Here is a 24,731-nt window from a genome sequence, read left to right as displayed (position 1 = left end):
GAAACCACCATGCATGAAAGAGCCGAAGCGCGGCTGGCCGACCAGATCATGCGGTTCTTCCGGCTCGGCGCGCGAGCCAAGGGCATGCTCAACAGCGGAGACCTGGGTGCGGAGTTCTCCGCGCTGATGCTGCTCTTCCCGCTGCGGTTCCTCGGCCCGATGCGCGTGACCGACCTTGCCGAGGCCAAGCAGGCCGACCCTTCCACGGTCAGCCGGCAGGCCGCCCAACTGGTGAAGGCGGGCCTGGCCCGCCGCGAGGCCGACCCGGAGGACGGGCGGGTATCGCGCCTGGCCATCACCGAGGCCGGGCTGGACGCCTGCCGGCAGCTGCACGACGCCCGCGAGGCCTTCCTCGCCGAGGTGCTCAGCAGCTGGCCGGCCGAGCGCGTCGAGGCCTTCGTCGAGCTCTTCATCGAATTCAACACCGCGGTCGAAGCCCGTCTGCGCATCTCGGCCGCGCCACCTCAACGGGAGAACGCGTGAGCAACCCCCAGACCACCGCGCCGCCCGCCGCCGGCTCCGCGGACTTCACCCATCGACAGATCCTCACGGTTCTCGCCGGCCTGATGATGGGCATGTTCCTGGCCGCCCTCGACCAGACGATCATGGCCACCGCCACCCGGACGATCGCCGACGACCTGCACGGCTTCAACCTCCAGGCCTGGGCCACGACGGCGTTCCTGATCACGTCGACGATCTCCACGCCGCTGTACGGCAAGCTCTCCGACATCTACGGGCGGCGGCCCTTCTTCCTGTTCGCGATCGGCATCTTCGTGATCGGCTCGATGCTCTGCGGCCTCTCGCAGAACATGTACGAGCTGGCCGCGTTCCGCGCGATCCAGGGCATCGGCGCCGGCGGCCTGATGTCGATGGCGCTGGCGATCATCGGCGACATCGTCCCGCCCCGCGAGCGAGCCCGTTACCAGGGCTTCTTCCTCGCGGTGTTCGGCACCGCCAGCGTCATCGGCCCGCTGCTGGGCGGCTTCTTCGCCGGCCAGGACTCGATCGCCGGCATCACCGGCTGGCGCTGGATCTTCTACCTGAACGTGCCGGTCGGCATCGCCGCGATGGCCGTGGTGGCCCGCGTGCTGCACCTGCCGCACCACCGCACCGACCACCGCATCGACTGGCCCGGCGCGGTCGCCCTGATCGTCGGCCTGGTGCCGCTGCTGACCGTGGCCGAGCAGGGCCGCGACTGGGGCTGGGACTCGCCTCGCGCGTTCGCCTGCTACATCGTCGGCGCGCTCGGCATCGCCGCGTTCATCTTCGCCGAGCGGGCGTACGGCGACGAGGCGCTGCTGCCGCTGCGCCTGTTCCGCAACCGGACGGTCGCGGTCGGCTCGATCTCCAGCACGATCATCGGTATGGCCATGTTCGGCGGCCTGCTGACCGTTCCGCTGTACCTGCAGATCGTCAAGGGCTCCTCGGCCACCGAGGCCGGCCTCCAGATGATCCCGTTCGTGATCGGCATCATGGCCGGCTCGATCGCCGCCGGCCAGCTCATCGCCCGCACCGGCCGCTACCGGATCTTCCCGATCATCGGCAGCATCCTCATGGTCTCGGCCCTGGCGCTGTTCGCGATGATCGGCGCCGACACGCCGCTGTGGAAGACCATGCTGATCATGGTGCTGATGGGCCTCGGCCTCGGCGGCAACATGCAGCCGATGATCACCGCCGTGCAGAACGCGGTCTCACCGCGGGAGATCGGCGTGGCCACCAGCTCGGTAACCTTCTTCCGCTCGATGGGCGGCACGCTCGGCACGGCGATCTTCCTGTCGGTGCTGTTCAACGTCGTCGGCGGCAAGATCGCGTCGGCATACCAGAAGGCGCAGGGCACCGCGGCCTTCCAGCAGTCGGTGGCCGCCGACCCGAGCCAGATGCAGACGCTCCAGCAGGCGCAGGGCAGCAACGCGCTGAACGACACGTCGTTCCTCGAGAAGCTCTCGGCCGTCGTCTCGCACCCGTTCAAGGTCGGCTTCTCGGACGGCATCCAGGTCGTCTTCATCCTGGCCGCCGCGGTCATGGTGATCGGCCTGATCGTGGTCTTCTTCCTGCCCGAGGTCCCGCTCTCCCAGCGCTCGGCCCAGCAGCAGCGCGAGGCCGACATCCTGGCCGCCGAGAACAGCGACGGCGTCCCCGGCGAGGTCGGCGCGGGTCCCCTGCCCGACAAGGTCCCGCACTAACAAGATCAAACCGTCTTCCGGTACGCCGGGAGCACCGTCACCAAAGGGGCCGGGCCGCACACGCGGCCCGGCTCGGTAGCGTTTCCACCATGTCTGTTGTGAAGATCAACGCCATCGAGGTGCCCGAGGGCGCCGGCCCCGAGTTGGAGAAGCGCTTCGCCGCCCGGCAGGGCGCGGTCGAGAACGCGCCCGGCTTCCTCGCCTTCGAGCTGCTGCGCCCGGTCAAGGGCGAGAACCGCTACTTCGTCTATACGCGCTGGGAGTCCGAGGAGGCGTTCCAGGCCTGGTCGTCCGGCTCGGCCCGCGAGGCGCACTCGGGCGAGCGCGCCCGGCCGGTCGCCACCGGCGCCTCCCTGCTGGAGTTCGAAGTCGTCCAACACCTGTCGAAAGACTGAGACCTACGCGTTCCGGGCCGCCGCGGCGATCAGGCGGTCGGCCACCGCCCGGCGGTCGAGACCGAGGCGCTGGGCGGTCTCGCCGAGCAGGTCGTAGGCCTCGCGGACGCCGCAGCCGCGCTGCGCGATGATCACGCCGACCGCGCGGTCGACGGCGGCGTCCGTGCTGGTCTCGTCGCGTCGGCGCAGCTCGCCCAGCAGCACCTCGGCCTGGTTGACCAGGGCCATCGCGGTCAGCAGCAGGTCGGGCCCGAGCGCGCCGGCCCCGTCCAGATAGAGGCTGACCGCGCCCACCTCGGCCCGGGGCACGTCCAGCGGCACGGCGACCACCGCGCGGACCCCCTCGGCGCGGGCCGGCTCGGCCAGCTCGGGCCAGCGCTCGTCGGTGGTCAGGTCGGCGACGGTGACCAGGGCCCGCGTGCGGGCCGCGTGGAGTCCGGGGCCGGTGCTCAACGCGTACTGGAGCTCGTCGACGCCCTCGCCGGACGGCCCGGCGGCGGTGCAGGTGAGCGGGCCGCCCTCGCCGATCAGCGTGACCGAGCAACGCACCGTGCCCGGCACCGCGCCCACCACCCAGGCCGCGAGGCGCTCGAGCGCCGAGGCGAAGCTCTCGGCGCCGAGCAGGCGCACCGACAGCTCGTGCAGCAGCCCGGCCAGTTCGACCGCGTGCGGGCCGCTGAGGGCGGCGGAGCGCGTGCTGCGGGTGCGCGCGGGACGGCTCAGCAAACGAGCGGGGCCACGCGCCGGCGCAGAAATCCGGCGATTCTGGGCAGACACGCGGGGAATATTGCCATGACCATCGACGAACACGGAAGTTCGGTGCCTCTACCGGGTGGTCTCGGCGGAGGTGGCCGCCTCGTCGGAGCGGCGGTTCTCCACCGCTTCCGGGGTATCTTCGCGCTGGTCGGAGTCGTCCAGGATGGCCTCGGCCTGCGCCCGCGGGTCGGCGCTGCCGGCCGCACGCTCCTCGGGAAGCAGCTCGGCGGCCCGTTGCTCGATCCGGTCAGTCATGAATGATCAAGTACCCCGCGGAGCGAGCCCCTGAAACACGTCGCCGCCCCCGGGCGAACCCGGGGGCGGCGTACGAGATGTCGGTGTGCATGTCGCCTCGCGGCGAAAGGCACGATACGGCTCCAGCCGAACGGTATTCCGTAAAGGCAAAGGGTGAGGCCCGGGGACACTGGACACACCGACATCCGTTCACAACTGTCGGTCGCACCCCATGATTCCGTTAGCGGGTGTGACCCGCGCCACAGGAACGCTCAGTCGGCTTCGGCCGCCTTCTTGGCGCGGTCATAGGCCATCTGGAGGAAGTCCGAGACGGCCGTGGCGGTGAGCGCGGTGGCCGCCAGCCGGGTCAGCCGCGGAGCCAGGACCAGGCCGCCGGTGAGCCCGGTGGCGACCCAGAGGGCGAGGCAGAAGGGACACGTGATCAGCTCGCCGATCCCGTGCCGGACCGAGCTGCCCTGATCGCGTACCTCCTCGTTGAGCTCGGCGGCGCCGGCCGGCTCGGCGTACCGGGCGAACGGCGCCCGCAGCGGGCTGGCCACAGCGTCCTTGGCGAGCAGGCGGCTCAGCTTGTGCGTGGCGATTGAGATCAGCGCCACGTCCGCGATCCCGGGTCGCTGCGGCGCCGACCGGCCGGTGAGCTTCGCGGCACCGGCCAACGACGCGGCGAGGGCGCCGAAGGCGCCCATCGCGACCAGGTATCCGTCGAGCGGCCGGTGTTCGTGTGGGGCATAGGCGTCAGCGACGTGCGCCATCCGGTCGCGCAGGGTGTCGGTCATGGGGGTCCTCCTGCAAGCGGGCGGGCGAGCGGGCGGTCAGAAGTCCTGCGTCAGTCGGGCGGGGTCCACCTCGCGGCCCGGGAAGCGGGTCAGGTACTCGGTCTCCAGCTCGGCAGTGCGCCGGAAGTGGTTGTCGAGGGCCGCGCCGGGGCCGTGCCGGAGCGTGGACATCCGCGCGCGATAGAGGCTGGACAACTCCCGGAACAGGTCCTCGTCGTCAAGCGTGGCCGGGTCCACGCCGGTCCCGGTCTCGGCGTCCGCCATCGTGCACCTCCGTCGTGGTCATCACCTGGCAGAACGGTTGCCCGCGCCGACGGCGGGCAAACGTGCCGCCGGTACCCTCGTGTGCATGAAGGGGCTGTGGACGCCGGCGTGGATCGTGCGGCATGTCCTGGCGCTGGTCGCGATCGCGGGCTGCCTCGGGCTGGGGTGGTGGCAGTTCAGCCGGGCCAGTGGCGGCAACACGCTCAGTTGGGGCTACACCTTCGAATGGCCGGTGTTCGCGGCCTTCTTCGCCTTCCTCTGGTACCGCGAGGTCCAGCTGGCCCGCGAGCCTCCCGCCGAGGCGCCGGAGGAAAGGGACGAAGAGCCCGAGAAGCTCCCAGGCTCGCCTGTTACGGTCGGCCGGCCCGTGCGGGTCGCGGTCAGCAGGGCGCCCGCCGAAGACGACCCCGAGCTGGCCGCCTACAACGACTACCTCGCCTGGCTCGCAGCCCATCCCGGCGCCGGACCGGCCGACTACCCCGGTTACACCTCGACGAAATAGGACGTGGAACGTGCAGGGAGCGCTCACCCGCTATCGGATCATCGCGTGGATCGTCGGCGTCTGCCTGCTCACGCTCGTCCTGGTCGGCATGCCGCTGAAGTACCTCGCCGACAACGACACCGTGGTGGCGATCGTCGGCCCCGCGCACGGCTTCCTCTTCATGGTCTATCTGGTGCTGACCTTCGACCTGGCGCGCCGGGCGGGGTGGCCCTTCCTCCGCATGATCCTGGTGATGGCGGCCGGAACCATCCCCTTCCTCTCGTTCTGGGCCGAGCGTAAGGTCAGCCACGCGTGGGTTCCCGTGGAACCGGTGAAAAGTCCCATTTGATCGCGAGAATGACGCGCCGTCTTCGTCGAATGACAATGCGTTATCGGGATCAATCACGCATATCTGGCCTTTTCCTTAAATCCCGCGTAGAGACCTTGATTTTGTTTCGCGCATCGATAAGTTAATGCGGTTGGTTCGGTCCGCAGCCACATCCCTCGGTGGCGCCGGCCAACGCCGCCCAATCGGCGCGGTGTCCTCGCACGCCCTCCCCCGGAGCGAGCGCGGGCCCGAGTTGAGCCGGGGAACCGCGTTTCTGGGCTGAATCTGCGGAGCAGCAGGGCCTTCTTCCCGCCCACTGAACCGCCCGGATTTGGCGTCAGCTAACCCGGTAGGCGGCCGCAGCGGAAGAAAGGTCAGCAACCGGTGCCAACCCCCCGCACCAGGCTTCGGGCACTCATGGTCGCGGCGATGGCGATCGCGATCACCGGATCCGTGGCGACCGCGGCACACGCGGCGCCGTCCGAGACCGAGCTCAAGAAGCAGATCGAGACCGCCTCGAACCAGCTCGAGGACATCACCGAGTCGTACAACAAGCTCAAGATCGACCTGACCAAGACGGCGAACGACCAGAAGACCCTCCAGGCCTCGCTCGCGCCCGCCAAGGCGAAGCTCGTGGTGGCCGAGGCACAGGTCGAGACCATCGCCTCCCAGGCCTACATGCAGGGCCGGGTGGGGCCGATGAGCGCGCTGCTGGGCAACGAGCAGGGCGGCCTGGTCGAGAAGATGAGCCTCCTCGAGATGATCAACCGCGCCAATCAGCGGGACATCAACGACTTCACCGAGACCACGCAGAACTTCGCCGACCGGCAGGCGGCCCTGAAGACCACTCAGGCCAAGCAGGCGGCGCAGCTCAAGGCGATGGACGCCCGGAAGAAGACGATCGAGGCGAACATCAAGAAGCTGCGCGCCATGCGTGTGCAGGCGTACGGCAGCGCGACCGAGACCGGCGTCGCGGGAGCGGCCGGCCCGGCGCCCGCCATCTCCGGCAAGGCGGGCATCGCCGTCGACTTCGCGTACACGCAGGCGAACAAGCCGGCCTACTACGGGTACGGCGACGCGGGCCCCAACACGTTCGACTGCTCGGGCCTGACCATGGCCGCCTGGTCCAAGGCCGGCAAGTCGCTGCCGCACAACGCGGCCGCGCAGTACAGCGCCACCGCCCGGATCAGCAAGTCGCAACTGCAGCCGGGCGACCTGGTGTTCTACCGCAGCCTCGGGCACGTCGGCCTGTACGTCGGCGGCGGCATGATCATCGACGCGTCACGCGAGGGCGAGCCGGTCAAGAAGAGGACGATCAACATCATGACCCCGTACGGCTACGGACGGGTCAAGTAACAACCGCGGAACCAAGAAGGCCGGTACCCAATGGGGTACCGGCCTTTCGCGTAGGGAAATCCGGGGGAAGTGCGAAGATCAGGCGGCCTGCAGGCCCTCGGCCCGGGCCAGCTCGCGCAGCCGGCCGAGCGCCTGGATCTCGAGCTGGCGGATGCGCTCGCGGCTGAGCGAGAAGCGCGAGGCCACCTCGGTCAGCGAGTGCTCCCGGCCGTCCTCGAGGCCGTACCGCGCCCGCATGATGCCGGCCGACCGGTCGTCGAGGTGGTTGAGCAGACCCTCGATGCGCTGGCGCTCCAGGGCAGTCAGCACGATCTCTTCCGGCGAGGGTGCGTCGCTGTCGGCCACCAGGTCGCCGAGGTTGGTGTCGCCGTCGTCGCCGACGGGCGTGTCGAGGGAGACGGTGTCCTGAGCCCAGCGGGTGAGCTCGTTGACCCGCTCGACCGTCACGCCGAGCGCCTTCGCGATCTGGTCGGGCTCGGGGTCGGCGCCGAGCTCGCGGACGAGCTGGCGGGTGACGTTGCGCATCCGGTTGACGTCTTCGACCAGGTGCACGGGGAGGCGCACGGTGCGCTCCTGCTGGGCGATGGCCCGGCTGATCGCCTGGCGCACCCACCACGTCGCGTACGTCGAGAACTTGTAGCCGCGCTCGTAATCGAACTTCTCGACCGCGCGGACCAGGCCGGTGTTGCCCTCCTGGATCAGGTCGAGCATCGGCATGCCGGAGCGCACGTAGCGCCGGGCGATCGACACGACCAGTCGCAGGTTGGCCCGGATGAACAGGTCCTTCGCCCGCTGACCTTCGTGGACGATCCGCTCGAGCTCCTCGCGGCTCACGCCACGCGGCGTCTCGCCCTCGTCGAGCAGGAACTCCGCGTAGAGGCCCGCTTCGATCTGCTTGGAAAGATCGACTTCCTCGGCTGCGCTCAGCAGTGGCGTCCGGGAGATTTCGTGCAGGTAGACGCCGACAAGGTCACGCTCCTCGGCGACCTGGTCGGTCCGCATCACGGTGTTCTTCTCCACGTTGCCCACGGTCCCCTCATTGCGTTCACTACTTACCCCGTTACGGGCAAACCCTGTGTTCATCAGTTCCTCCCCGTAACGTCCGCAGTTCGTACCTTGCGGTTACTGGCATCTACACAACAAATGACTGCTCGCACTGATTCCGGCTGGTGGATCGAAAGTGTCACGAACGCCTGGGTGATTGCTGAGAGCCGCATGCGATGTTCCTGAAGGGGGCTCGTGGCACAGCATTCGCGCGCCGCCGCCGCTGTCGGTCGCGCAGCAGAACGCTTACCCGCGTTGGTCTCAATGACACCATCGGCCCCCCACCTGTCGCAGCGACGGGCATCACCACCGACCTTGGGACGTCCATCACTACCCAGTACGGCCGTCCGGCTTCCTGGGTTCACGTGCAGCATCGACAGCTTCGCGACCGGCTTGAACCAAAAGCCTCATCAAAAAGATCCCGAGGCGCGGTGCCGAACGGGACCACCTGCCACAATGCGGCACGACCCGCCGTAGTTCACTCGCCCGCACGGGTGACGCCCGTGCAGGTGACGGCGTATTTGGTAACTATTGGCGACCACCTGGCCATCCTCCGGTGAGCGTGACGAAAACCACACCGTCCCGGGCGGATGAACGGGCAGCATGATCCCCATGACGAACGGGCGCACGGTCTTCGTTACGGGCGGCGCGGGCGGGCTGGGAACGGCCACGGTGAGTGCCTTCCTGGCGGACGGGTGGCGGGTTGTCGCGCCCGTGCGGCCGGGCCGGAAGGGGCTTCCGGAGGGCGCGATCACGGTCGAGGCCGACCTGACCGATGAGACGGACATCACTGCCGCGATGTCCGTCGCGGCGGGCGATCCGGGGGCGCCGCTGCGGGCGGTGGTCAATCTGGCCGGCGCGTACGGCGGGAGCGGGCTCGTCGCGGACGCCCCCGTCGCCGAGTTCGAGGGGCTGCTGGCGCGCAACCTCCGGCCGACCTATCTGGTCACCCGGGCCGCGCTGCCCTACCTGGTAGCGGCCGGTGGTGGCGGGATCGTGTGCGTGTCGTCGCGGGCCGCGGTGGCGCCGTGGCCGGGCGCGGCCGGCTACATCACCGCGAAGGCGGCGGTGCTGGCGTTCGCGGGGGCGGTCGCCGTCGAGTACAAGAAGCAGAACGTGCGCTGCAACACGATCCTGCCCAGCGTCATCGACACCCCGGCCAACCGGCGTGACATGGCCGGCGCCGACTTCTCGAAGTGGGTCAGGCCCGAGGAGATCGCGCCGACCATCCTCTTCCTGGCCTCGGACGCCTCGGCGCCGACGACGGGCGCGCAGATTCCGGTCTACGGCCAGGCCTGAGTTCTCCGGGCGACTCGGTCCTGCCTTCTCCGGGTGGCTCCGGCCTGCGTTTCCCGGGTGGCTCACAGAGCCTCGACGAGTTGGTAGCCGAGGGCGGTCGCGCCGGCCAGCAGCGGGGCGCCGGCCAGGATCATCGCGCGCGCCCGGGAACCGGCCGGGGTGACCGGGGCGGGCAGCGGCAGGCGGGCGCGGATCGCGGCGGCGACCTGGCCGGGGGTGCCGTTCGCGTCGATGACGACGAAGCTGTCGTACTCGGGGAGCGAGCGGTAGGCGGCCGCGGCGCCCGCGAGGTATTCGGTGCTCTCGTGGTCGTAGCCGCGGGCCTCGATGCGGTCGTGGGCGATCTGCGGGTCGACCACCAGCAGGAAGGTCACGCCGGGCTTCGGGAACAGGCGGTAGGCCCAGCGGGCGCGACGCTCGGCGCGGGGGCCGGCCGCGCGGGCGCGCAGGCTCGCGTACTGGCAGACGGCGTAGCGGTCCATGACCGTGATCTCGCCGGTCAGCGCGCGGCGCAGCAGGGTGCGCAGGATGGCGAGCCACCGCAGGACCGACTCGACGAAAAGCATCCCGCGCCGGCCCAGCAGGTCTTCGGCGTCGTCGCCGCGCCCGAGCCTGGCGGCGAGCCGTCCGAACCAGCGACGGCCACCCGCGTTGCGGCGGTAGGCGGCCTTCAATCCCTCGGCGGCCAGGTCATCGGCGAGCCGGTGCGCCTGCGTCGTCTTGCCACTTCCGTCGATCCCGACGAGGGCAATCGTGCGTGGCTTGAGGGTCATGCCCACCAACGGTAACGGGGGCTGCCCAGAGCGTTTCACAGGAAACGATGCTCAGTCCGTACCAAAATGGGGCCAAGCAGTTGATTTTGCGGTGATTCAAGGCGGGGCGGGTCGGGTACGGGTTACCGGCACGGACCGGAGTCGAACAGGGAGAATGCCCCATGCCGCACCACGTGGACGCCGGCCTGGCCACCACGCTCAAGCGGGTGGCCTCCACACTCAAGACGGCCGACATCCCGTTCGCGCTCGGCGGCAGCTTCGCCGTGTACGCGCACGGTGGCCACTCCAGCGACCACGACGTCGACTTCCTGCTGCGCGAGCAGGACAAGGAACAGGCGCTCAAGGCGCTCGCCGCGGTCGGCTTCCGCACGGAGCAACCACCCGAGGACTGGCTGGTCAAGGTCTACGACGAGGACCGGATGGTGGACCTGATCCATCGACCGGTCGAGACGCCGGTGACCGACGAGACGCTGCGCGACACCGAGGTGATCTCGGTCGAGGCGATCAGCATGCCGGTGATCTCGGCGACCCAACTGATGATCCACAAGCTGCTCAGCTACAGCCAGCACTACTGCGACTTCGCCACCGGCTTCCCGGTGGCGCGCTCGCTGCGCGAGCAGATCGACTGGCCACGCGTACGGCGGGAGACCGCCGATTCGCCGTACGCGGAGGCCTTCCTGATCCTGCTCGACCGGTTGGACGTCGTCCCCGCCGGTAGGGACGCGCCGTTTGGGGAAGGGGGATGAGATGAGCACTCAACTCGATGAATACCTGGAAGCCGAGATCCAGAGCCTGCTCACCGACGGGCGGATCGCCGAGCTCGGCATCACCGTGCAGCGCCGTGAGCAGCTGCTCGTGCTCGGCGGCGAGGTGGAGAGCACGCTGCGGCGGGACGAGATCTGCCGCCAGATCAACGAGCGGTTCCCCGACGTGGAGATCGCCTGCGACATCGGCATCATCCGGGCCCAGGCGCCCAGCGAGGTGGAGGAAATTTCATGATCCGGATCGCCGCCGTGGGTGACGTGCACGTGGACAAGGACGTTCTCGGCCGGTTCCGGCCCGCCCTCGAGGAACTGCCGAAGCAGGCCGACGTGCTGCTCGTGGCCGGCGACCTGACCCGGCACGGCACGGTCGACGAGGCACGCTGCTTCGCCGAGGAGTTCGGCGGCCTGGGAGTGCCGGTCATCGTGGTGCTCGGCAACCACGACCACCAGAGCGACCAGCAGTCCCGGGTCGCCGAGGTGCTCACCGAGGCGGACATCACCGTGCTCGAGGGCGAGGCGACCGTGCTCGAACTGCACGGGCACCGGCTCGGCGTGGCCGGGGTGAAGGGGTTCGGCGGCGGCTTCGCGGGCGCCTGCGCGAGCAACTTCGGCGAGCGGGAGATGAAGGACTTCGTGGGGACCACCGAGGTCGTCTCGCAGCGCCTTCAGGAGGCGCTCCACTCGGTGCAGGTGGACGCCCTAGTGGCGCTCACCCACTACTCCCCCGTGCCGGACACGCTGCTCGGCGAGCCGCTGGAGATCTATCCGTTCCTCGGCTGCTACCAGCTCGGGCGGGCGATCGACTCGGCGCCGACCGCGCTGGCGCTGCACGGGCACGCGCACCACGGCTCCGAGCGTGGGCGCACCCCGGGCGGGGTGCCGGTGCGCAACGTGGCGCACCCGGTCATCAAGCAGGCGTACAACGTCTACCAGTTGCTTTCCGAAGATGTCGATCTTCAATTGGTCGCCACATAAGTGGGTTTTCTTTTCGGGGACGTCGGGTAATCGGACTGCATGGACGTTCTCCTCTGGATCCTCGCAGTCATCCTGGTGGTCGCCGGCATCCTCGCGCTGTTCCGGCGGCAGCTCCTCTGGGGCATCGTGCTGATCATCATTGGCCTGCTCGTAGGCCCGGGTGGCGTCAGCATCTTCACCTGATCCCTCCTCCCCCCGAACCCTGTTTCGACCGGGGCCACCGATTCGGTGGCCCCGGTTCTCTTTGTGATGGGCCCGCACACGCGGTGCGATGGGGGCGCACGGTCGTCCACGACGTTTGCGCAGTGACACAGGTCCATCACTTCACGTACGGGATCTTCAACCCGATCGCCGCCTACCTCCTGGCATTCCTCGGCTCGTTCTTCGGGCTGCTCTGCACGGCCCGGGCCCGCAACGCCCGCACCCGCGGCCGGCGCAACCGGTGGCTCGGGATCGCCGCGTTCTCCATCGGCGGCGGTGCGATCTGGCTGATGCACTTCGCCGCCATGCTCGGCTTCGACGTGCCGGCCAGCCCGGTGCGCTTCGACGGCCCGATGACGCTGATCAGCCTGGTCGTCGCGGTGATCGCGGTCGGGCTCGGCCTGATGATCGTCGGGCACGGCCGGCGCAGCTTCCCCAAGGTGCTGGCCGCCGGCCTGCTGACCGGCGGCGGGGTGCTCGCCATGCACTACACGGGGATGGAGGGCATGCACGTGGCCGGCGCGATGCGCTACAACCTCTCCCTCGTCGTCGCCTCGGCGATCATCGCGGTAGTGGCGTCCACCGTCGCGCACTGGTTCGCCATCTCGGTGCGCGGCTGGGCCCGGGTCAGCATCGCCGCGGGGATCATGGCGGTCGCGGTGTGCGGCATGCATTACACCGGCATGGCGGCCATGTCGGTGCACCTCGACCCACGAATGATCGAGCAGGTGCACGGCATCCGGCCGCTCACGATGATCGTGCCGATCACAGTGATCACCGCGGCCACGATCCTGGGGGTGGCGCTGAGCGCGCTCCAGGCGATGACCGAGGAGGAGTTCACCGACGGGGCCGGCACCCCGAAGCGTGGCGTGCACGCCGAGAACGCCAACCCGTGGTCCCTCAAACAGGCGTCGCTCGCCCCGACCACCCGCCGGCCGTCCCCCCGTCCCGTTCCGATGAGGTCGACAAGCCAAAATTGATCGCTATTGTGACGGCATGGCCGCGCGGATGCTCCTGTCGATGCCACTACATGCGATCACCGAGGTCTACGGTGAGGAGGGGCTGCGGGAACGGTTCCTGCTGGAGGTCGGCACCTTCCCGCCCGACGAGCGAGCCCAGCTCTACGCCGCGCTCGACCTGGCCACCCGCCTGCACGCCGACGACCGGCGGGTCCGCGAGCCCTACCTCAACCACCTGCTGCGCGTCGCCATCCGCATCATCAAGTACTACGGGGTCCGCGACGTCGACGTGCTCACCGCCGCGCTGCTGCACGACGCCGTCGAGGACCACCCGGCCGAGCTGGGCATGCTCGCCACCGGCACCCACCAGGAGCTCACCGACGCGGCCATCGCCGAGCTGGCGCGCCGCTTCAACCCGCGGGTGTCCGAGCTGGTCCGCTCGGTCACCAACCCCGAGTACGACCCCGACCGCGACCGCCACGAGCAGTACCGCGAGCACGTGGCGGCCAGCCTCGACCGCGACCCCTGGGCCCGGGTGATCAAGGTGTCCGACTTCACCGACAACGGGGTGGGCGTCATCCACACCACGGCCGACAAGGCCTTCTCCTCGGCGACCAAGTACCGCCCGCTCGTGCCCAAGCTGCGCGAGCTGGTCGGGCGCCCGGACACCCCGCTGTCGCTGGCGGCAAAGGACCACATCCTCGACCAGCTCGACCTCGCCGAGGAGAGGTTCGCCGCCATCCTGGACGGCTGACATCCGATTAGCCTTGGCGCATGCTCAACCAGTGGTGGCGTGACGCCGTCATCTATCAGGTCTATCCGCGGTCGTTCGCCGACAGCGACGGCGACGGCATGGGTGACTTGCCCGGGATCACCGGGCGCCTGCCCCGCCTCAAGGAACTCGGCGTCGACGCCGTCTGGCTCTCCCCGTTCTACCCCTCGCCGCAGAACGACGCCGGGTACGACGTGGCCGACTACCGGGGGGTCGACACGCGCTTCGGCGACCTCGGCGACGCCGACAAGCTCATCGGCGAGGCGCACAACCTGGGGTTGAAGGTCATCGTCGACCTGGTGCCGAACCACACCTCCAGCGAGCACGAGTGGTTCCGGGCGGCGCTCGCCTCGCCGCCGGGGAGCCCGGAGCGGGCGCGCTACATCTTCCGGGAGGGGCGCGGGCCCGACGGCGCGCTCCCGCCCAATTCGTGGACGAGCATGTTCGGCGGCAGCGCCTGGCAGCGGGTGCCCGACGGGCAGTGGTACCTGCACCTGTTCGACGTCTCGCAGCCCGACCTCGATTGGGGCAACCCGCAGGTGCGCGCCGAGTTCGTGGACATCCTGCGGTTCTGGCTCGACCGCGGCGTGGACGGGTTCCGGGTGGACGTGGCGCACGGGCTGGTCAAGGAGGAGAACCTGAGCGACTGGGACATGCCGGCGGTGATCCTGGGCGGCCTCGAGCCCGTGGGCTCGCCGCCGCCGATGTGGGACCAGGAGGGCGTGCACGAGATCTACCGGGAGTGGCGGCGGGTCCTCGACGAGTACGAGGGCGACCGGATCCTGGTGGCCGAGGCCTGGGTGCAGCCCGCTGAGCGGCTCGCCCGGTACGTGCGGCCCGACGAGATGCACCAGGCGTTCAACTTCATGTACCTGAGCGCGCCGTGGCGCCCGGCCGACCTGCGCGCGGTGATCAACACGTCGCTGGCGGCGAACGACGAGGTCGGCGCGCCCACCACCTGGGTGCTGTCCAACCACGACGTCATCCGGCACGCCACCCGGCTCGGCTTCCCGGCCGGCCCGGTCCGGCTGCACGGCATCGGGCCGGACGACCCGCAGCCCGACACGGCGCTCGGGCTGCGCCGGGCCCGCGCGGCCACGCTGCAGATGCTGGCGCTGCCCGGCTCGGCCTACCTCTACCAGGGCGAGGAGCTGGGACTGCCGGAGCACACCACGATGCCCCACGAGCACCGGCAGGACCCGGCCCGGCCGCGCTCGGGGCACACCGTGGTGGGCCGGGACGGCTGCCGGGTGCCGATCCCGTGGGAGGCCGACGCTCCCTCGTACGGCTTCGGCCCCTCGGACGCCAGCTGGCTGCCGCAGCCGGCCGTCTGGGCCGAGTACGCGCTCGACCGTCAGCAGGGGGTGCCCGGCTCGACGTGGGAGCTCTACCGGGCTGCCCTGGCCGCCCGCAAGGAGCACGGCCTGGGCAGCGGCACGATCGCGTGGCAGCAGGCCCCGGACGAGGCGCTCGCGTTCCGCAACGGCGACGTGCTGGTGCTGACGAACTTCGGCGACGCTCCCCTGCCGCTCCCGGGGAAGGCGACCGTCCTACTCTCGAGCGAGCCGCTCGACGCCGACGGGCGGGTCCCCACCGACGTCACCGTCTGGGCGATTCTCTGAGGCCGCGTCCAGCAGGGCGGCGTGCGTGTCGGCCATGTCCTTCGCCACCGTCCTGCTGGCCAGCCAGAACATGATGCCGGTCGGCACCCAGAACAGCTGGAAGCCGGCCAGCCCGAGCGCGTAGTTCAGCGGCGGCGGGAACGCGCCGGCCAGCCCGCGGAAGGCCACCGCCACCATCGCGTTGCCGCCGGCCCGGCCGAAGCCGTTGACGAGATTGCCGAGGCTGTAGACGGTGCCGCGGTGCTCGGGCGGGTTCACGTCGGCGATCAGCGCGAACCAGTTCGGCGAGTTGGCCGAGGTGAGCATCAGCGCGAAGACCGCCGTGGCCAGGCAGAATCCGACCGTCGGCTCGGTGAAGACGTCGGACAGCACGGCCCGGATGACCGTCCCGGCGCCGGCGCCGTCGGGCACGTCGATGGTCATCGGCACGAAGAACAAGACCAGGTAGAAGGGTACGGCGGCCAGCACGCCGACCGCGGCCACGAGCGCACGGCCCCTCGGCGTACGGCGCTGCAACCTGTCTCCGACCAGGCCGCCGAGGATGCTCAACGCGCCGCCCAGCTGGAACAGCGTGGCGAAGACGCTGCCGACCAGCACCGCCGTGCCCGACGAGTACCCCTGGTCCTCGGCCCGGGACCGGAACAGGATCGGCAGCCAGACCAGCGAGCCCAGCGCGATCTGCGCGGTGAAGCCCTGGAAGATCAGCCAGATGTTGGTGCGCCGGCCGAGGATCACCGGCAGGTCGCTGACGTGGATCCGCTCGTCGTACTCGACGCCGGCCAGCTCGGGCTGGCTCTCGCCTCGGGGCACGTTGTAGGTGAACAGGTACGCCACCGTGGCGACCACGCCGGCGGCCGCGGCGACCAGGAACGGCTCCCGCCAGTTCGCGTGGCCGAGCAGGCCGCCCAGCAGCGTGCCGGCCAGCGTGCCGACGCCCTGGGAGAGGCCCCAGAAGCTCATCACCAGGCCGCGGCGCTTGGGCGTGATGAGGTCGCTGACCACGGCGAAGCTCACCGACGCCACGGCGCCCAGGCCGAACGCGGCGACCACCTGGGCGAGCAGGAACGACCCGTACCCGCCCGAGAGGCCGGACCAGGCGGTGCCGGCGACCCAGATGGCGGTGCCGAGGATCAGCACCGGCTTGCGGTCGGTGCGGTCGCCGGCGTACGCGAACCCGATCGCCGCCACCGCGCTGATCAGGAACATGATCGTGGTGGCCAGCGCGATGTGCCCCTCGCCCACCCCGAAGGTGTCGGCGATGCTGCCGTAGAGGGGCGGCACCAGGCCGATCGCCACGTTGTCCAGCGACGCGAGGATCACGAAGACCACGACGCTGTAGACGCGGTGCGCGCTGCCGCCCTTCTTCACGCGGGAAAGGTTAGCGGGGACGGTCGATGACCGCGTCCTGAGCAGCCGCGTACTGCTCCCGGATGACGGGAACGGGCGTGGCCTCGTACGTCTCGGGGGTGTCGGCCGACCACACGGGCGGCTCCGCGGCACCCAGGGCGACCCACGCGGCCTGGCGCGCGGCGCCGTCCGCGACATACTCGCCCGGCGGCGGAACGATCACCGGCAGGCCGAACAGCTCGGGGGCGATGCGGCGGACGGCCTCGCTGCGGGCACCGCCGCCGACCAGCACGATGCGGTTCGCGGTCGCGCCGTGCCGTTTGAGCGCGTCGAGCCCGTCGGCCAGCGCGCAGAGCATGCCCTCGACCGCGGCCCGGGCCAAGTGTGCCGGGTCGGAGGTCTTGAGGGTGAGGCCATGGATCGCGCCCGTGGCGTCGGGCCGGTTGGGGGTGCGCTCGCCCTCCAGGTAGGGCACCAGGACCAGGCCGTCGGCGCCGGCCGGGGCTGACAGGGCGAGCTTGGAGAGCGTGTCGTGGTCGACGCTCAGCAGCTTGGCCGCGGCGTCGAGCACCCGGGCCGCGTTGAGCGTCACCACGATCGGCAGGAACCGGCCGGTGACGTCGGCAAAGCCGGCCACCGTGCCGCTCGGGTCGTCGGGCGACACGTCGGAGCTCACGAAGACCGTGCCCGAGGTGCCGATCGAGACGACCACGTCGCCGGGGCCCGCGCCGGTCCCGAAGGCCGCCGCCGCGTTGTCGCCCGCGCCCGGGCCGAGCGGGGCGCCGTTGGCGAGATGGCCCGCGATGCCGGTCGGGCCGAGCACCTCGGGCGTCCCGATGATCCGGCCGAAGCCCAGCTCGAGCAGGTCGGGGCGGTACTGATTGGTCTTCGCCGACCAGTACAGCGTGCCGCTGGCGTCGCTGCGGTCGGTCTTGATGGTCGAGATGTCGGTCGACCCGGAGAGCTTCCACGTGAGCCAGTCGTGCGGCAGGCAGACCGCGGCCACCCGAGCCGCGTTCTGCGGCTCGTTGCGGGCCAGCCAGCGCAGCTTGGTGAGCGTGAAGCTGGCGACCGGGACGATGCCCACGGCCTCGGCCCACTTCTCCCCACCGCCGAGCTCGGCGATGAGGTCGGCGGCCGCCCCGGCGCTGCGCGTGTCGTTCCACAGCAGCGCCGGGCGGACCACCTCGCCGTTCTCGTCCAGCACCACCATGCCGTGCTGCTGGCCCGCGACCGAGGCCGCGGCCACGTCGTCCAGGCCACCGGCCTGGTCGATCGCCTCCTGCAGCGCGGCCCACCAGGCGTCCGGATGCACCTCGGTGCCGTCCGGATGACTCGCCCGGCCCTGGCGGACCAGCTTGCCGGTCTCCGCGTCGCGGATGACCACTTTGCAGGACTGGGTGGAGCTGTCGATCCCGGCTACCAGAGTCATGTCGTCAGTTCGCCTTCAGGCTCAGTTGGCTTTGAGAACGTGGTCGATGGCCAGCTGGTGGAGCTTGACGAAACCGTAGCCCCGCTCACCGGCGGCGTCCGGGTTGAAGTCCTCGAAGGCGCTGCGGTCGGCGAGAAGGTCCTGGTAGGTCTCGCCCTCGTTCAGCGTCGGCGTGTTGAGCTCGGCCACGCCGCTGGCGGCGAGCGCCTCCTGCACGGCCGGGTCGGCCCGGAACGCCTGCGCGCGCTCCTTGAGCAGCAGGTACATCCGGATGTTGGCGCGGGCCGACTCCCAGACGCCGTCGTAGTTCTCGGTGCGGGACGGCTTGTAGTCGAAGTGGCGGGGGCCGTCGTACGCCGGGGCGCCGTTCGGTCCGCCGAACTCGAGCAGGTCGACCAGCGCGAACGCGTTGAGCAGGTCGCCGTGGCCGAAGACCAGGTCCTGGTCGAACTTGGGGCCGTGCTGGCCGTTCAGGTCGATGTGGAACAGCTTCTTGTGCCACAGGGCCTGGGCGATGCCCTGGGCGAAGTTGAGGTTGGACATCTGCTCGTGGCCGACCTCGGGGTTGATGCCGAACAGCTCGGGGCGCTCCAGGTCGTTCACGAACGCGATGGCGTGGCCGGCGGTCGGGAGCAGGATGTCGCCGCGGGGCTCGTTGGGCTTGGGCTCGATGGCGAAGCGCAGGCCGTAGCCGCGGTCCTCGGAGTACTGCGCGAGCATGTTGAGACCCTCGGCGTAGCGATCGAGGGCGGCGCGGATGTCCTTGGCCACGTCGTACTCGGCGCCCTCACGGCCGCCCCAGAGCACCAGGGTCTTGGCGCCCAGCTCGGCGCCGAGGTCCATCTGGCGCATGACCTTGCGCAGCGCGTAGCGCCGGACCGAGCGGTCGTTGCTGGTGAAGCCGCCGTCCTTGAACACCGGGTGGGTGAACAGGTTGGTGGTGACCATCGGGACGATCAGGCCGGTCTCGTCGAGCGCCTTCTTGAAGCCGGCGATGATGCCGTCGCGGGTCTGCGCGTCGGCGCCGAACGGGACCAGGTCGTCGTCGTGGAACGTGATGCCGTAGGCGCCGACCTCGGCGAGCTTGTGCACGGCCTCGACCGGGTCGAGGGGGGCCCGGGTCGCGTCACCGAACGGGTCACGGGCCTGCCATCCGACGGTCCAGAGGCCGAAGGAGAACTTGTCTTCGCGAGTGGGTTGGACCGGCACGGTTACCTCCACGAAACGGTTCGGATTTGTTTATTGGTTGAATTATTTGGAGGCGGTGTGGCAATGTCAAGGGCATGACGGCCCGGATCATGACTGCCTCCCACGCTCCCGTGCGGCAATCGAGCGTGCGGGCTCATAATCTCGCGCTGGTGCTGCAAACCGTGGCGAACAGCGCAGATCGGCCATCCCGGGCGGCGATCGCCGCCCTGACCGGGCTGACCCGCGCCACCGTGTCCGCCCTGGTGGACGACCTGATCGCGGGCGGATTGCTGACCGAGCACGACCCGGCGCCGCGCACCGGGGCAGGGCGGCCGGCCGCCGGGCTGGCCCTCTCCTCCGACGGGCCCGCCGGGCTGGGGCTGGAGATCAACGTCGATTATCTGGCCGCTTGCGTGGTCTCGCTCACCGGTGAGGTGCGGCACCGGATCGTCGCGCACAGCGACCAGCGGACGCTCTCTCCGGCGGCGGCGCTGGGCGCCCTCGACGCGCTGGCCGGGCAGGCGCGCGTGGCGGCCGCGGCGGACGGACTGACGCTGGCCGGAGCGGCGCTCGCGGTGCCGGGCCTGGTCGCGGCGGACGGGCTGGTGCGGGTGGCGCCCAACCTCGGCTGGCAGGACGTGGACGTGCCGGCGCTGCTGCCCGGGCTGGCCGGCCTGCCGCTGATCGTCGACAACGAGGCGAACCTCGCGGCGCTGGCCTCGGCCGAGGGAGAGCGGACCTTTCTGTACGTGTCGGGCGAGATCGGCATCGGCGCCGGGATCGTGCTCGACGGCGAGCTCTACCGGGGCGGACGGGGCTGGAGCGGCGAGATCGGGCACGTGACGGTCTACCCCGACGGGCGGCCCTGCCGTTGCGGGGCGAACGGATGCCTCGAGCAGTACGCGGGCCAGGAGCAGGTGGCGGCCGACGCGGCGCTGGCCGCCTCGGCGCTGGGGATCGCGCTGGCCGCGGTCGTCAACCTGCTCGACATCGGGGTGATCGTGCTGGGTGGCGCCTACGCGCCGGAGTTCCCCCAGCTGCGGGCCGGCATCGAGGCCGAGCTGACGCGCCGGGTGCTGACCTCGGGGCTGGCGCCGGTCACGCTGCGGGCGGCCACGCTGGGCCCGGACGCCGCGATGCGCGGCGCCGCCGACGCTGTCCTCCAGTCGGTGCGCGACAACCCCGCAGAGTGGCTGAGCCGCTGACCCCGCCCCGCAGCAAAGGGCGGTCAGGCGGAGCGGGCTGAGGCGGCGTCACCGCTGGCGTCGTCGGCGGCCGCGGCGAACTCGGTGAGGCCGCGCAGCAGGGCCGCCCGCCCGGCCACGGACATCCGCTCCAGCGTCTCGGTCAGCGCGCGCCGGCGTATCCGCCGCAGCTCGGCCAGCAGTGCCCGCGACGACGGCGTCAGGTAGAGCGCGATCTCGCGGCGGTCGGCCCGCCCGGGGACCCGCTCGACCATGCCATTGGCGACCAGCCGGTCGCACAGCCGGCTCGCCGAGGAGAGCAGCATGTTGAGCTCGGCGGCGAGGCCGCCCAGATTGACGCCCTCGGCGCGCTCGACGGCGAGCAGGGCGTTCAGCTGAGGCCAGGAGAGTCGCGGGGTGACCTGCTCGCGCGCCTGGTCCCAGGCGAACAGCAGGGCTTGCGCGGCGTCGTCGATCGCCGCGGTGTGCATCGGGTCCGGCCCATCGTGAACCGCCATGGTGCAGCAGAGACTACCCTGCGGCGCCGGGGCGGTCGGCATTCTGGCACGCCGTGGTCGCGGCCCGGCGGCGCCACGGAGACGGCAACGGCCGCCACCGAGGTTGGTGACGGCCGTTGCCTCGTACGATATGGGGGTTTTAATTCGCCCCGGTGCGGGTCGCGATCGCCTCGAGGAAGATGTCGCCGATCTTCGCGGGGTCGGGCGCGATGAACACGCCGCCCGCGGCCGTCGGCTTCACGATCGTCTCGAGCTCCTGGCGGTTGACGCCGGTGCCGATGCCGACGATGACCACGCGGACCGGGCGCTTGGGGTCGTTGAGCGCCTTGAGCTTGGCGACCAGCGTCTGCTGGCTGATGCCGTCCGGGTTCTCGTTCACGCCGTCGGTGAACAGGATGACCGAATTGATCTTGCCGGGCTGCCACGAGTTCTGCACGTTCTGGTACGCGGCGAGCAGCGTGTCGTAGAGGCCCGTGTCGCCGCTCTTCTTCGGCACGATCTTGCCGATCGAGTCCTGCAGCTTCTGCCGCGCCGAGGAGAGCGGACTGATCGGGACGATCTGCTTGTACGGTTTCTTCCCGTCCATCTCGGTCGAGAACAGCCATACGCCGACGGCCCACTTGTCGTCGAAGAGCGCCAGACCACCTCGCGCCGCGCCCCGGGTGACCGTGGCCCGGTCGACGCCGCCCGCGGTCGGCACCGGCTCCAGCATCGAGCCGGACACGTCGAAGACGGCGAGCACCCGGCCCGGCAGCGTGACCGCCGCCCAGCTGCCCAGCGCCTGGGCGAGCACGCTCGCGTCGAGCCCGGCCGCGGCCGTGCCGCCGGCCGACTTGCCGTCCTTGCTGCTGGCCGAGACGGCCGGGGAGGCGTCCGGAGCGCCGAGCGGGGCCGCGAAGCCCGCGCCCGCCGAGCCGTCCGGGGAACGCAGGCCCGCCGAGGCCAGCGCGTTCTTGAACGACGCGGTCTGCAGCTGCTGGCGCAGCCCGGTCGCCGCGGCCGACTTCTGCAGGTCGACCTCCGGCATGATCGCGTACGGGTAGTCCAGCGGCAGCGGGCTCGGGTCGAGGTAGAGCGCCACGAGCGGCACCGGCGGCTTCTCCGCGTTGTACGCGACCACGTCCTCCTCGGACAGCGGCGCCGCGCTCAGGCTGGTCGCGATGTCGTTGGCGTCGGCCGAGTGCGGGAACTTCTGCAGCAGGTCGTCGCGGAGCGCCGAGGAGCTGTTGGCCAGCGCCTTGATCGCGCCCACCTTCGCCGCCTGGGCCTGCTGACCGGTGCCCGCCGCCTGACCGAGCGCGAGCAGGCCGGAGAGGCCCGCGGCGTCACGGGTCGGGTCGACCATGCCGGTGCGCAACTGGGTGCTGGTGGTCAGCTGCGCAAGCAGGTCTTTCCAGCCGAGCTTCTTGTTGGGCCAGCCGACGGTCTCCGCGACCGGCTGCGGCATGGCCACGACGACCGGGCTCTGCGCGATCGGCTTGCCGTCGGTCGGCACGAAGCCCGGCGCCTCCTGCTTGAGGCGCAGCAGCCAGGTCGACGAGTCGGCGACCCAGACGTCGGGCACCTTCACCGACTCGGGGGCGGAGCCGAGCCCGGCCAGCGACACCTTGTGCTCGCTGGCCACGGCCGCCGCCATGATCGCCGGGTTCACGGCGTTGACGGTGACTGCTACACAGGTTCCGTTGACGTTCGCACCGTCCTGGATCCATTTCTGCGCCGTCTGCTCGATGGCAGGCGCAATCTCCGTCGCAGCAGCGACGGTCAACCGGATCGAGCCGGTGCATTTGGAGTCGGACAGTCGTTGATAGCCCACGTAGGACCCGGCGAACACGACGACAACTGCCATCGCGGCTCCGACGACGCCCGCTCCTCGGAAATTGAAGTTTCGACGATGGCGGCCTGACACGCGCTCTATAGTGCGCATCACAGAAGCCGAATGCCATATACGTTCGGCGGAAAGTTACTCGGATTAGGTCATCTGGCAGACAAAGTAACTTTCGGTGATGCTTCCATCTCGATCAGTACGGGGCAGTGTCCGGCTTGGGCCGGTTTTTTAGACTTGTCGGTATGTGCCCCATCTCGCGCATCATCTCACCATCATCGATGTCCAGCGCAACAGGCACGTGGGGCTGGCCTCGGCGGTTGGCTCCCCGTCGGCCTCCGGTACGCCGGTCTCTCGATCGATCCTGAACGTTGTAACACTCTGTGACAGCTGATTGGCTACGTAGAGGTGATCCCCGAGCAGGGTCATGTGCCGCGGCCAGTCACCGCCGGTAGGCACCTCGGCGACCGGGGTAGCCCGCTCGCCGTCCCACGCGAACGCCGAGACGGTGTTCGGCCCGCGGTTCGCCACGTAGATGAAGCGCCCGTCCCGGCCGCAGGTGATCTCGGAGGGGAAGTTCGGGCCGTCCTCGACGCTGGCCGCCACCTCGCCGGCCAGCTCGAGCGAGCCGTCGGCGGCCGGGCGGTACCAGGTCAGGTTCGCCGCCAGCTCGCCGACCAGCAGCAGCGTGCCGTCCGGGGCGAGGCGCAGGTGGCGCGGCCCGGTGCCGGGCTTGGCGGTGATGGCGGGCGGCAGCATGGTCAGCCGGCCGCTCACCGGGTCGAGCCGGCACCGCCACACCCGGTCGGCGCCCAGGTCGGCGACGAGCACGCTGCCCCGGTCGGCGATCACCATGTGCGCGTGCGGCCCTCGCTGACGCTCGGCGTCGGGCCCGCCGCCCTCGAGGTCGAGCAGGTCGGACCGCTCCCCCGGAGCGCCTTCCGGGTCGAGCGGGTGCACGGCCACCGACCCGCTCGAGTAGTTGGCGGCCAGCAGGAACCGCCCGTCCGGGGTGACCGAGAGGTGCGCCGGCTCGGAGCCGCCGGTTGGCTGGACCGCGAGCGGGGTGAGCTCGCCGTCGTCGGCGACGGTGAACGCGCTGACCGTGCCGTCGGACTCGAGCTCGTTGACCGCGTAGAGAATCGGCAGCGTCGGGTGCTGCGCGAGGAAGGAGGGCGAGGGGGTGCGCGCCGCCACACCGAGGCGGGTCAGCACGCCCGAGGCCGGATCGCGCCGCAGCAGGGCGATGCCCTCGCCCTCACCGCCTTTGTCACCCGTGTAGCCACCGACATAGACCAGCTCACCGTTCGCACCCATGCCCAAATCCCATCACATCCGGGGCGCGCGGTGGTGGCCGCTTTGCTACCAGGGGGTTCGCATCAGGTGACCGGCGGCGCGGCGGCAGGCCGGCGGCAGCGGGAGCGGGTGGCGGGCCGTCACGACGTCGGCCGCGTCGGGGCTTTCGCCTCGCAGGTCACGGGTCACCGTGCCGGACAGCCGCGGATAGCGATCGCTCAGATCAAGAGCGGTGATGACGTACGCGAGGGGCACGTCCACGCCGTCCGCGTCGGTGCCCATGGCCCTCAGCAGGGTCGCGGCGTGCGCGGTGCCGACCTCGGCGAGGTCGGTGGTCAGGCGCACCGGGCCGGCGGTAAGGACCGCGTACGGGAAGGAGATCAGCCGGCCATCGGACCGCCACAGATGAAACTGCCGCGCGGAGCGGCTGCTGTGCAGGCGCCAATGGACGCCGGCGTCCACCCCGGCCAGCCAGAGCGGCCAGCGCTTGCAGTGGTACGCCTCGACGGCGCTCGCCCAGGCGCTCGCGCATTCCAGGTCGGCGAGGCAGCGGACGTGGCACGGCCCGGGAAGCGCTCCCGAGCCGGGGGCCACCATCCAGGGCAGAACGGTCCAGTCGTGTCCGGCCAGACCCAACACCAGCCGGTCGCACAGTGTGCACCGGCTCGCCGTGTCGTGGATCAAGGTGGTTCCCGTCTTCGGACATGCTGGGGCGGCCGCGCAGACCCCCGTAGACCTGCG

At 70.5% G+C, this 24,731-nt stretch carries 28 protein-coding genes and 1 riboswitch; of the genes, 15 read left to right on the top strand and 13 right to left on the bottom strand.

Translation table 11 applies throughout. The annotated features are described in order from the left end of the window. The first annotated feature begins 9 nt into the window (after positions 1-9). The 3 genes from ACIA5D_RS13970 (at position 10) to ACIA5D_RS13960 (ending at position 2,578) form a co-directional block, all read left to right on the top strand. Complete coding sequence (locus ACIA5D_RS13970) at positions 10-483, top strand: MarR family winged helix-turn-helix transcriptional regulator (RefSeq protein ID WP_396030251.1); 474 nt, start codon at positions 10-12, stop codon at positions 481-483. Further along, on the top strand, positions 480-2,183 hold the full coding sequence (locus ACIA5D_RS13965; protein ID WP_396030250.1) for an MDR family MFS transporter: 1,704 nt from the start codon (positions 480-482) through the stop codon (positions 2,181-2,183). Before ACIA5D_RS13970 ends, ACIA5D_RS13965 begins: the two co-directional genes overlap by 4 nt. Positions 2,184-2,272: 89 nt before the next feature. Next, positions 2,273-2,578, top strand: a complete 306-nt coding sequence (locus tag ACIA5D_RS13960; RefSeq protein ID WP_396030249.1) for an antibiotic biosynthesis monooxygenase family protein — start codon at positions 2,273-2,275, stop codon at positions 2,576-2,578. Between the two features lie 3 nt (positions 2,579-2,581). On the opposite strand, the gene ACIA5D_RS13955 is transcribed toward ACIA5D_RS13960, so the two are convergent. The 4 genes from ACIA5D_RS13955 to ACIA5D_RS13940 all read right to left on the bottom strand — a co-directional run bounded on the left by ACIA5D_RS13955 (position 2,582) and on the right by ACIA5D_RS13940 (position 4,629). Beyond that, positions 2,582-3,304 carry an ANTAR domain-containing protein gene (locus tag ACIA5D_RS13955; protein WP_396030248.1) on the bottom strand — a complete coding sequence of 241 codons (723 nt, stop codon included), beginning with the start codon at positions 3,302-3,304 and terminating at the stop codon, positions 2,582-2,584. 99 nt (positions 3,305-3,403) lie between these two features. Beyond that, positions 3,404-3,589 carry a hypothetical protein gene (locus ACIA5D_RS13950; protein ID WP_396030247.1) on the bottom strand — a complete coding sequence of 62 codons (186 nt, stop codon included), beginning with the start codon at positions 3,587-3,589 and terminating at the stop codon, positions 3,404-3,406. Between the two features lie 251 nt (positions 3,590-3,840). Continuing rightward, positions 3,841-4,365 carry a DUF1360 domain-containing protein gene (locus ACIA5D_RS13945; RefSeq protein ID WP_396030246.1) on the bottom strand — a complete coding sequence of 175 codons (525 nt, stop codon included), beginning with the start codon at positions 4,363-4,365 and terminating at the stop codon, positions 3,841-3,843. Positions 4,366-4,401: 36 nt separating this feature from the next. Continuing rightward, on the bottom strand, positions 4,402-4,629 hold the full coding sequence (locus tag ACIA5D_RS13940) for a DUF6158 family protein (protein WP_396030245.1): 228 nt from the start codon (positions 4,627-4,629) through the stop codon (positions 4,402-4,404). 85 nt (positions 4,630-4,714) lie between these two features. On the opposite strand from ACIA5D_RS13940, the gene ACIA5D_RS13935 reads away from it, so the two are divergent. The 3 genes from ACIA5D_RS13935 to ACIA5D_RS13925 all read left to right on the top strand — a co-directional run bounded on the left by ACIA5D_RS13935 (position 4,715) and on the right by ACIA5D_RS13925 (position 6,794). After that, positions 4,715-5,131 carry a hypothetical protein gene (locus tag ACIA5D_RS13935; RefSeq protein ID WP_396030244.1) on the top strand — a complete coding sequence of 139 codons (417 nt, stop codon included), beginning with the start codon at positions 4,715-4,717 and terminating at the stop codon, positions 5,129-5,131. 10 nt (positions 5,132-5,141) lie between these two features. Then, a complete protein-coding gene (locus tag ACIA5D_RS13930) occupies positions 5,142-5,459 on the top strand; it encodes a DUF3817 domain-containing protein (protein ID WP_396030243.1) in 318 nt (105 codons plus the stop codon). A gap of 214 nt (positions 5,460-5,673) precedes the next feature. After that, positions 5,674-5,812, top strand: a riboswitch (cyclic di-AMP (ydaO/yuaA leader). Positions 5,813-5,867: 55 nt separating this feature from the next. Beyond that, positions 5,868-6,794: an NlpC/P60 family protein gene (locus ACIA5D_RS13925; RefSeq protein WP_396030242.1), complete on the top strand. Its 927-nt coding sequence runs from the start codon at positions 5,868-5,870 to the stop codon at positions 6,792-6,794. A 78-nt stretch (positions 6,795-6,872) separates the two neighbouring features. Here the strand turns inward: ACIA5D_RS13925 and ACIA5D_RS13920 are convergent, their stop codons facing one another. Further along, entirely contained in the window at positions 6,873-7,877 is a 1,005-nt protein-coding gene (locus ACIA5D_RS13920) for an RNA polymerase sigma factor RpoD/SigA (RefSeq protein WP_396030241.1), read from the bottom strand. 573 nt (positions 7,878-8,450) lie between these two features. On the opposite strand from ACIA5D_RS13920, the gene ACIA5D_RS13915 reads away from it, so the two are divergent. Next, positions 8,451-9,137, top strand: a complete 687-nt coding sequence (locus ACIA5D_RS13915) for an SDR family NAD(P)-dependent oxidoreductase (RefSeq protein WP_396030240.1) — start codon at positions 8,451-8,453, stop codon at positions 9,135-9,137. A gap of 62 nt (positions 9,138-9,199) precedes the next feature. Here ACIA5D_RS13915 and ACIA5D_RS13910 read toward each other — a convergent pair whose 3' ends face one another. Next, positions 9,200-9,910: a dTMP kinase gene (locus ACIA5D_RS13910; protein ID WP_396030239.1), complete on the bottom strand. Its 711-nt coding sequence runs from the start codon at positions 9,908-9,910 to the stop codon at positions 9,200-9,202. A gap of 161 nt (positions 9,911-10,071) precedes the next feature. Between ACIA5D_RS13910 and ACIA5D_RS13905 the strand changes: the two genes are divergently transcribed. The 7 genes from ACIA5D_RS13905 to ACIA5D_RS13875 all read left to right on the top strand — a co-directional run bounded on the left by ACIA5D_RS13905 (position 10,072) and on the right by ACIA5D_RS13875 (position 15,203). Next, positions 10,072-10,656: a nucleotidyltransferase gene (locus tag ACIA5D_RS13905; RefSeq protein ID WP_396030238.1), complete on the top strand. Its 585-nt coding sequence runs from the start codon at positions 10,072-10,074 to the stop codon at positions 10,654-10,656. A gap of 1 nt (position 10,657) precedes the next feature. After that, positions 10,658-10,909 (top strand): hypothetical protein, encoded by a 252-nt coding sequence (locus tag ACIA5D_RS13900; RefSeq protein ID WP_396030237.1) that lies wholly within the window; start codon positions 10,658-10,660, stop codon positions 10,907-10,909. Beyond that, on the top strand, positions 10,906-11,649 hold the full coding sequence (locus tag ACIA5D_RS13895; RefSeq protein ID WP_396030236.1) for a metallophosphoesterase: 744 nt from the start codon (positions 10,906-10,908) through the stop codon (positions 11,647-11,649). Before ACIA5D_RS13900 ends, ACIA5D_RS13895 begins: the two co-directional genes overlap by 4 nt. A 39-nt stretch (positions 11,650-11,688) precedes the next feature. Continuing rightward, positions 11,689-11,832, top strand: coding sequence for a GPGG-motif small membrane protein (locus ACIA5D_RS13890; protein ID WP_396030235.1), 144 nt, complete (start codon positions 11,689-11,691; stop codon positions 11,830-11,832). A 122-nt stretch (positions 11,833-11,954) separates the two neighbouring features. Then, positions 11,955-12,830 (top strand): MHYT domain-containing protein, encoded by an 876-nt coding sequence (locus ACIA5D_RS13885; protein ID WP_396030234.1) that lies wholly within the window; start codon positions 11,955-11,957, stop codon positions 12,828-12,830. Between the two features lie 16 nt (positions 12,831-12,846). Further along, on the top strand, positions 12,847-13,563 hold the full coding sequence (locus ACIA5D_RS13880) for an HD domain-containing protein (RefSeq protein ID WP_396030233.1): 717 nt from the start codon (positions 12,847-12,849) through the stop codon (positions 13,561-13,563). Positions 13,564-13,583: 20 nt separating this feature from the next. Next, positions 13,584-15,203 carry a glycoside hydrolase family 13 protein gene (locus ACIA5D_RS13875; RefSeq protein ID WP_396030232.1) on the top strand — a complete coding sequence of 540 codons (1,620 nt, stop codon included), beginning with the start codon at positions 13,584-13,586 and terminating at the stop codon, positions 15,201-15,203. Here ACIA5D_RS13875 and ACIA5D_RS13870 read toward each other — a convergent pair. Genes ACIA5D_RS13870 through xylA form a run of 3 tightly spaced genes read right to left on the bottom strand, consistent with a single transcriptional unit; the run spans position 15,132 to position 19,191 of the window. Further along, a complete protein-coding gene (locus ACIA5D_RS13870; protein ID WP_396030231.1) occupies positions 15,132-16,571 on the bottom strand; it encodes an MFS transporter in 1,440 nt (479 codons plus the stop codon). The two genes, ACIA5D_RS13875 and ACIA5D_RS13870, sit on opposite strands and share 72 nt — an antisense overlap. Before the next feature lie 10 nt (positions 16,572-16,581). Continuing rightward, a complete protein-coding gene (gene xylB / locus ACIA5D_RS13865) occupies positions 16,582-17,982 on the bottom strand; it encodes a xylulokinase (RefSeq protein WP_396030230.1) in 1,401 nt (466 codons plus the stop codon). 21 nt (positions 17,983-18,003) lie between these two features. Beyond that, positions 18,004-19,191 carry a xylose isomerase gene (gene xylA / locus ACIA5D_RS13860; protein WP_396030229.1) on the bottom strand — a complete coding sequence of 396 codons (1,188 nt, stop codon included), beginning with the start codon at positions 19,189-19,191 and terminating at the stop codon, positions 18,004-18,006. Between the two features lie 74 nt (positions 19,192-19,265). Between xylA and ACIA5D_RS13855 the strand changes: the two genes are divergently transcribed. Next, on the top strand, positions 19,266-20,375 hold the full coding sequence (locus ACIA5D_RS13855) for an ROK family protein (protein ID WP_396030228.1): 1,110 nt from the start codon (positions 19,266-19,268) through the stop codon (positions 20,373-20,375). Between the two features lie 23 nt (positions 20,376-20,398). Here ACIA5D_RS13855 and ACIA5D_RS13850 read toward each other — a convergent pair whose 3' ends face one another. The 4 genes from ACIA5D_RS13850 to ACIA5D_RS13835 all read right to left on the bottom strand — a co-directional run bounded on the left by ACIA5D_RS13850 (position 20,399) and on the right by ACIA5D_RS13835 (position 24,674). Continuing rightward, positions 20,399-20,872, bottom strand: coding sequence for a MarR family winged helix-turn-helix transcriptional regulator (locus ACIA5D_RS13850; protein ID WP_396030227.1), 474 nt, complete (start codon positions 20,870-20,872; stop codon positions 20,399-20,401). Positions 20,873-21,011: 139 nt separating this feature from the next. Further along, positions 21,012-22,718: a VWA domain-containing protein gene (locus tag ACIA5D_RS13845; RefSeq protein ID WP_396030226.1), complete on the bottom strand. Its 1,707-nt coding sequence runs from the start codon at positions 22,716-22,718 to the stop codon at positions 21,012-21,014. Between the two features lie 240 nt (positions 22,719-22,958). Continuing rightward, positions 22,959-24,011 carry a lactonase family protein gene (locus tag ACIA5D_RS13840; RefSeq protein WP_396030225.1) on the bottom strand — a complete coding sequence of 351 codons (1,053 nt, stop codon included), beginning with the start codon at positions 24,009-24,011 and terminating at the stop codon, positions 22,959-22,961. A gap of 45 nt (positions 24,012-24,056) precedes the next feature. Then, positions 24,057-24,674 (bottom strand): hypothetical protein, encoded by a 618-nt coding sequence (locus tag ACIA5D_RS13835; RefSeq protein WP_396030224.1) that lies wholly within the window; start codon positions 24,672-24,674, stop codon positions 24,057-24,059. Between the last annotated feature and the right edge of the window lie 57 nt (positions 24,675-24,731).

The organism is Actinoplanes sp. NPDC051513 (genome assembly GCF_044454685.1).
In the GTDB taxonomy this organism is placed as follows: Bacteria; Actinomycetota; Actinomycetes; order Mycobacteriales; family Micromonosporaceae; genus Actinoplanes.
Note: the sequence above shows the minus strand (reverse complement) of the source record. Positions and strands in the feature narration are given on the sequence as shown.

Coding starts and splice junctions, on each gene's coding strand:
- ACIA5D_RS13970 (WP_396030251.1), top strand. CDS start 10: ATGCATGAAAGAGCCGAAGCGCGGCTGGCCGACCAGATCATGCGGTTC.
- ACIA5D_RS13960 (WP_396030249.1), top strand. CDS start 2,273: ATGTCTGTTGTGAAGATCAACGCCATCGAGGTGCCCGAGGGCGCCGGC.
- ACIA5D_RS13950 (WP_396030247.1), bottom strand. CDS start 3,589: ATGACTGACCGGATCGAGCAACGGGCCGCCGAGCTGCTTCCCGAGGAG.
- ACIA5D_RS13945 (WP_396030246.1), bottom strand. CDS start 4,365: ATGACCGACACCCTGCGCGACCGGATGGCGCACGTCGCTGACGCCTAT.
- ACIA5D_RS13940 (WP_396030245.1), bottom strand. CDS start 4,629: ATGGCGGACGCCGAGACCGGGACCGGCGTGGACCCGGCCACGCTTGAC.
- ACIA5D_RS13935 (WP_396030244.1), top strand. CDS start 4,715: ATGAAGGGGCTGTGGACGCCGGCGTGGATCGTGCGGCATGTCCTGGCG.
- ACIA5D_RS13925 (WP_396030242.1), top strand. CDS start 5,868: ATGGCGATCGCGATCACCGGATCCGTGGCGACCGCGGCACACGCGGCG.
- ACIA5D_RS13920 (WP_396030241.1), bottom strand. CDS start 7,877: ATGAACACAGGGTTTGCCCGTAACGGGGTAAGTAGTGAACGCAATGAG.
- ACIA5D_RS13915 (WP_396030240.1), top strand. CDS start 8,451: ATGACGAACGGGCGCACGGTCTTCGTTACGGGCGGCGCGGGCGGGCTG.
- ACIA5D_RS13910 (WP_396030239.1), bottom strand. CDS start 9,910: ATGACCCTCAAGCCACGCACGATTGCCCTCGTCGGGATCGACGGAAGT.
- ACIA5D_RS13905 (WP_396030238.1), top strand. CDS start 10,072: ATGCCGCACCACGTGGACGCCGGCCTGGCCACCACGCTCAAGCGGGTG.
- ACIA5D_RS13900 (WP_396030237.1), top strand. CDS start 10,658: ATGAGCACTCAACTCGATGAATACCTGGAAGCCGAGATCCAGAGCCTG.
- ACIA5D_RS13895 (WP_396030236.1), top strand. CDS start 10,906: ATGATCCGGATCGCCGCCGTGGGTGACGTGCACGTGGACAAGGACGTT.
- ACIA5D_RS13890 (WP_396030235.1), top strand. CDS start 11,689: ATGGACGTTCTCCTCTGGATCCTCGCAGTCATCCTGGTGGTCGCCGGC.
- ACIA5D_RS13880 (WP_396030233.1), top strand. CDS start 12,847: ATGGCCGCGCGGATGCTCCTGTCGATGCCACTACATGCGATCACCGAG.
- ACIA5D_RS13875 (WP_396030232.1), top strand. CDS start 13,584: ATGCTCAACCAGTGGTGGCGTGACGCCGTCATCTATCAGGTCTATCCG.
- xylB (WP_396030230.1), bottom strand. CDS start 17,982: ATGACTCTGGTAGCCGGGATCGACAGCTCCACCCAGTCCTGCAAAGTG.
- ACIA5D_RS13855 (WP_396030228.1), top strand. CDS start 19,266: ATGACGGCCCGGATCATGACTGCCTCCCACGCTCCCGTGCGGCAATCG.
- ACIA5D_RS13850 (WP_396030227.1), bottom strand. CDS start 20,872: ATGGCGGTTCACGATGGGCCGGACCCGATGCACACCGCGGCGATCGAC.
- ACIA5D_RS13845 (WP_396030226.1), bottom strand. CDS start 22,718: ATGGCAGTTGTCGTCGTGTTCGCCGGGTCCTACGTGGGCTATCAACGA.
- ACIA5D_RS13840 (WP_396030225.1), bottom strand. CDS start 24,011: ATGGGTGCGAACGGTGAGCTGGTCTATGTCGGTGGCTACACGGGTGAC.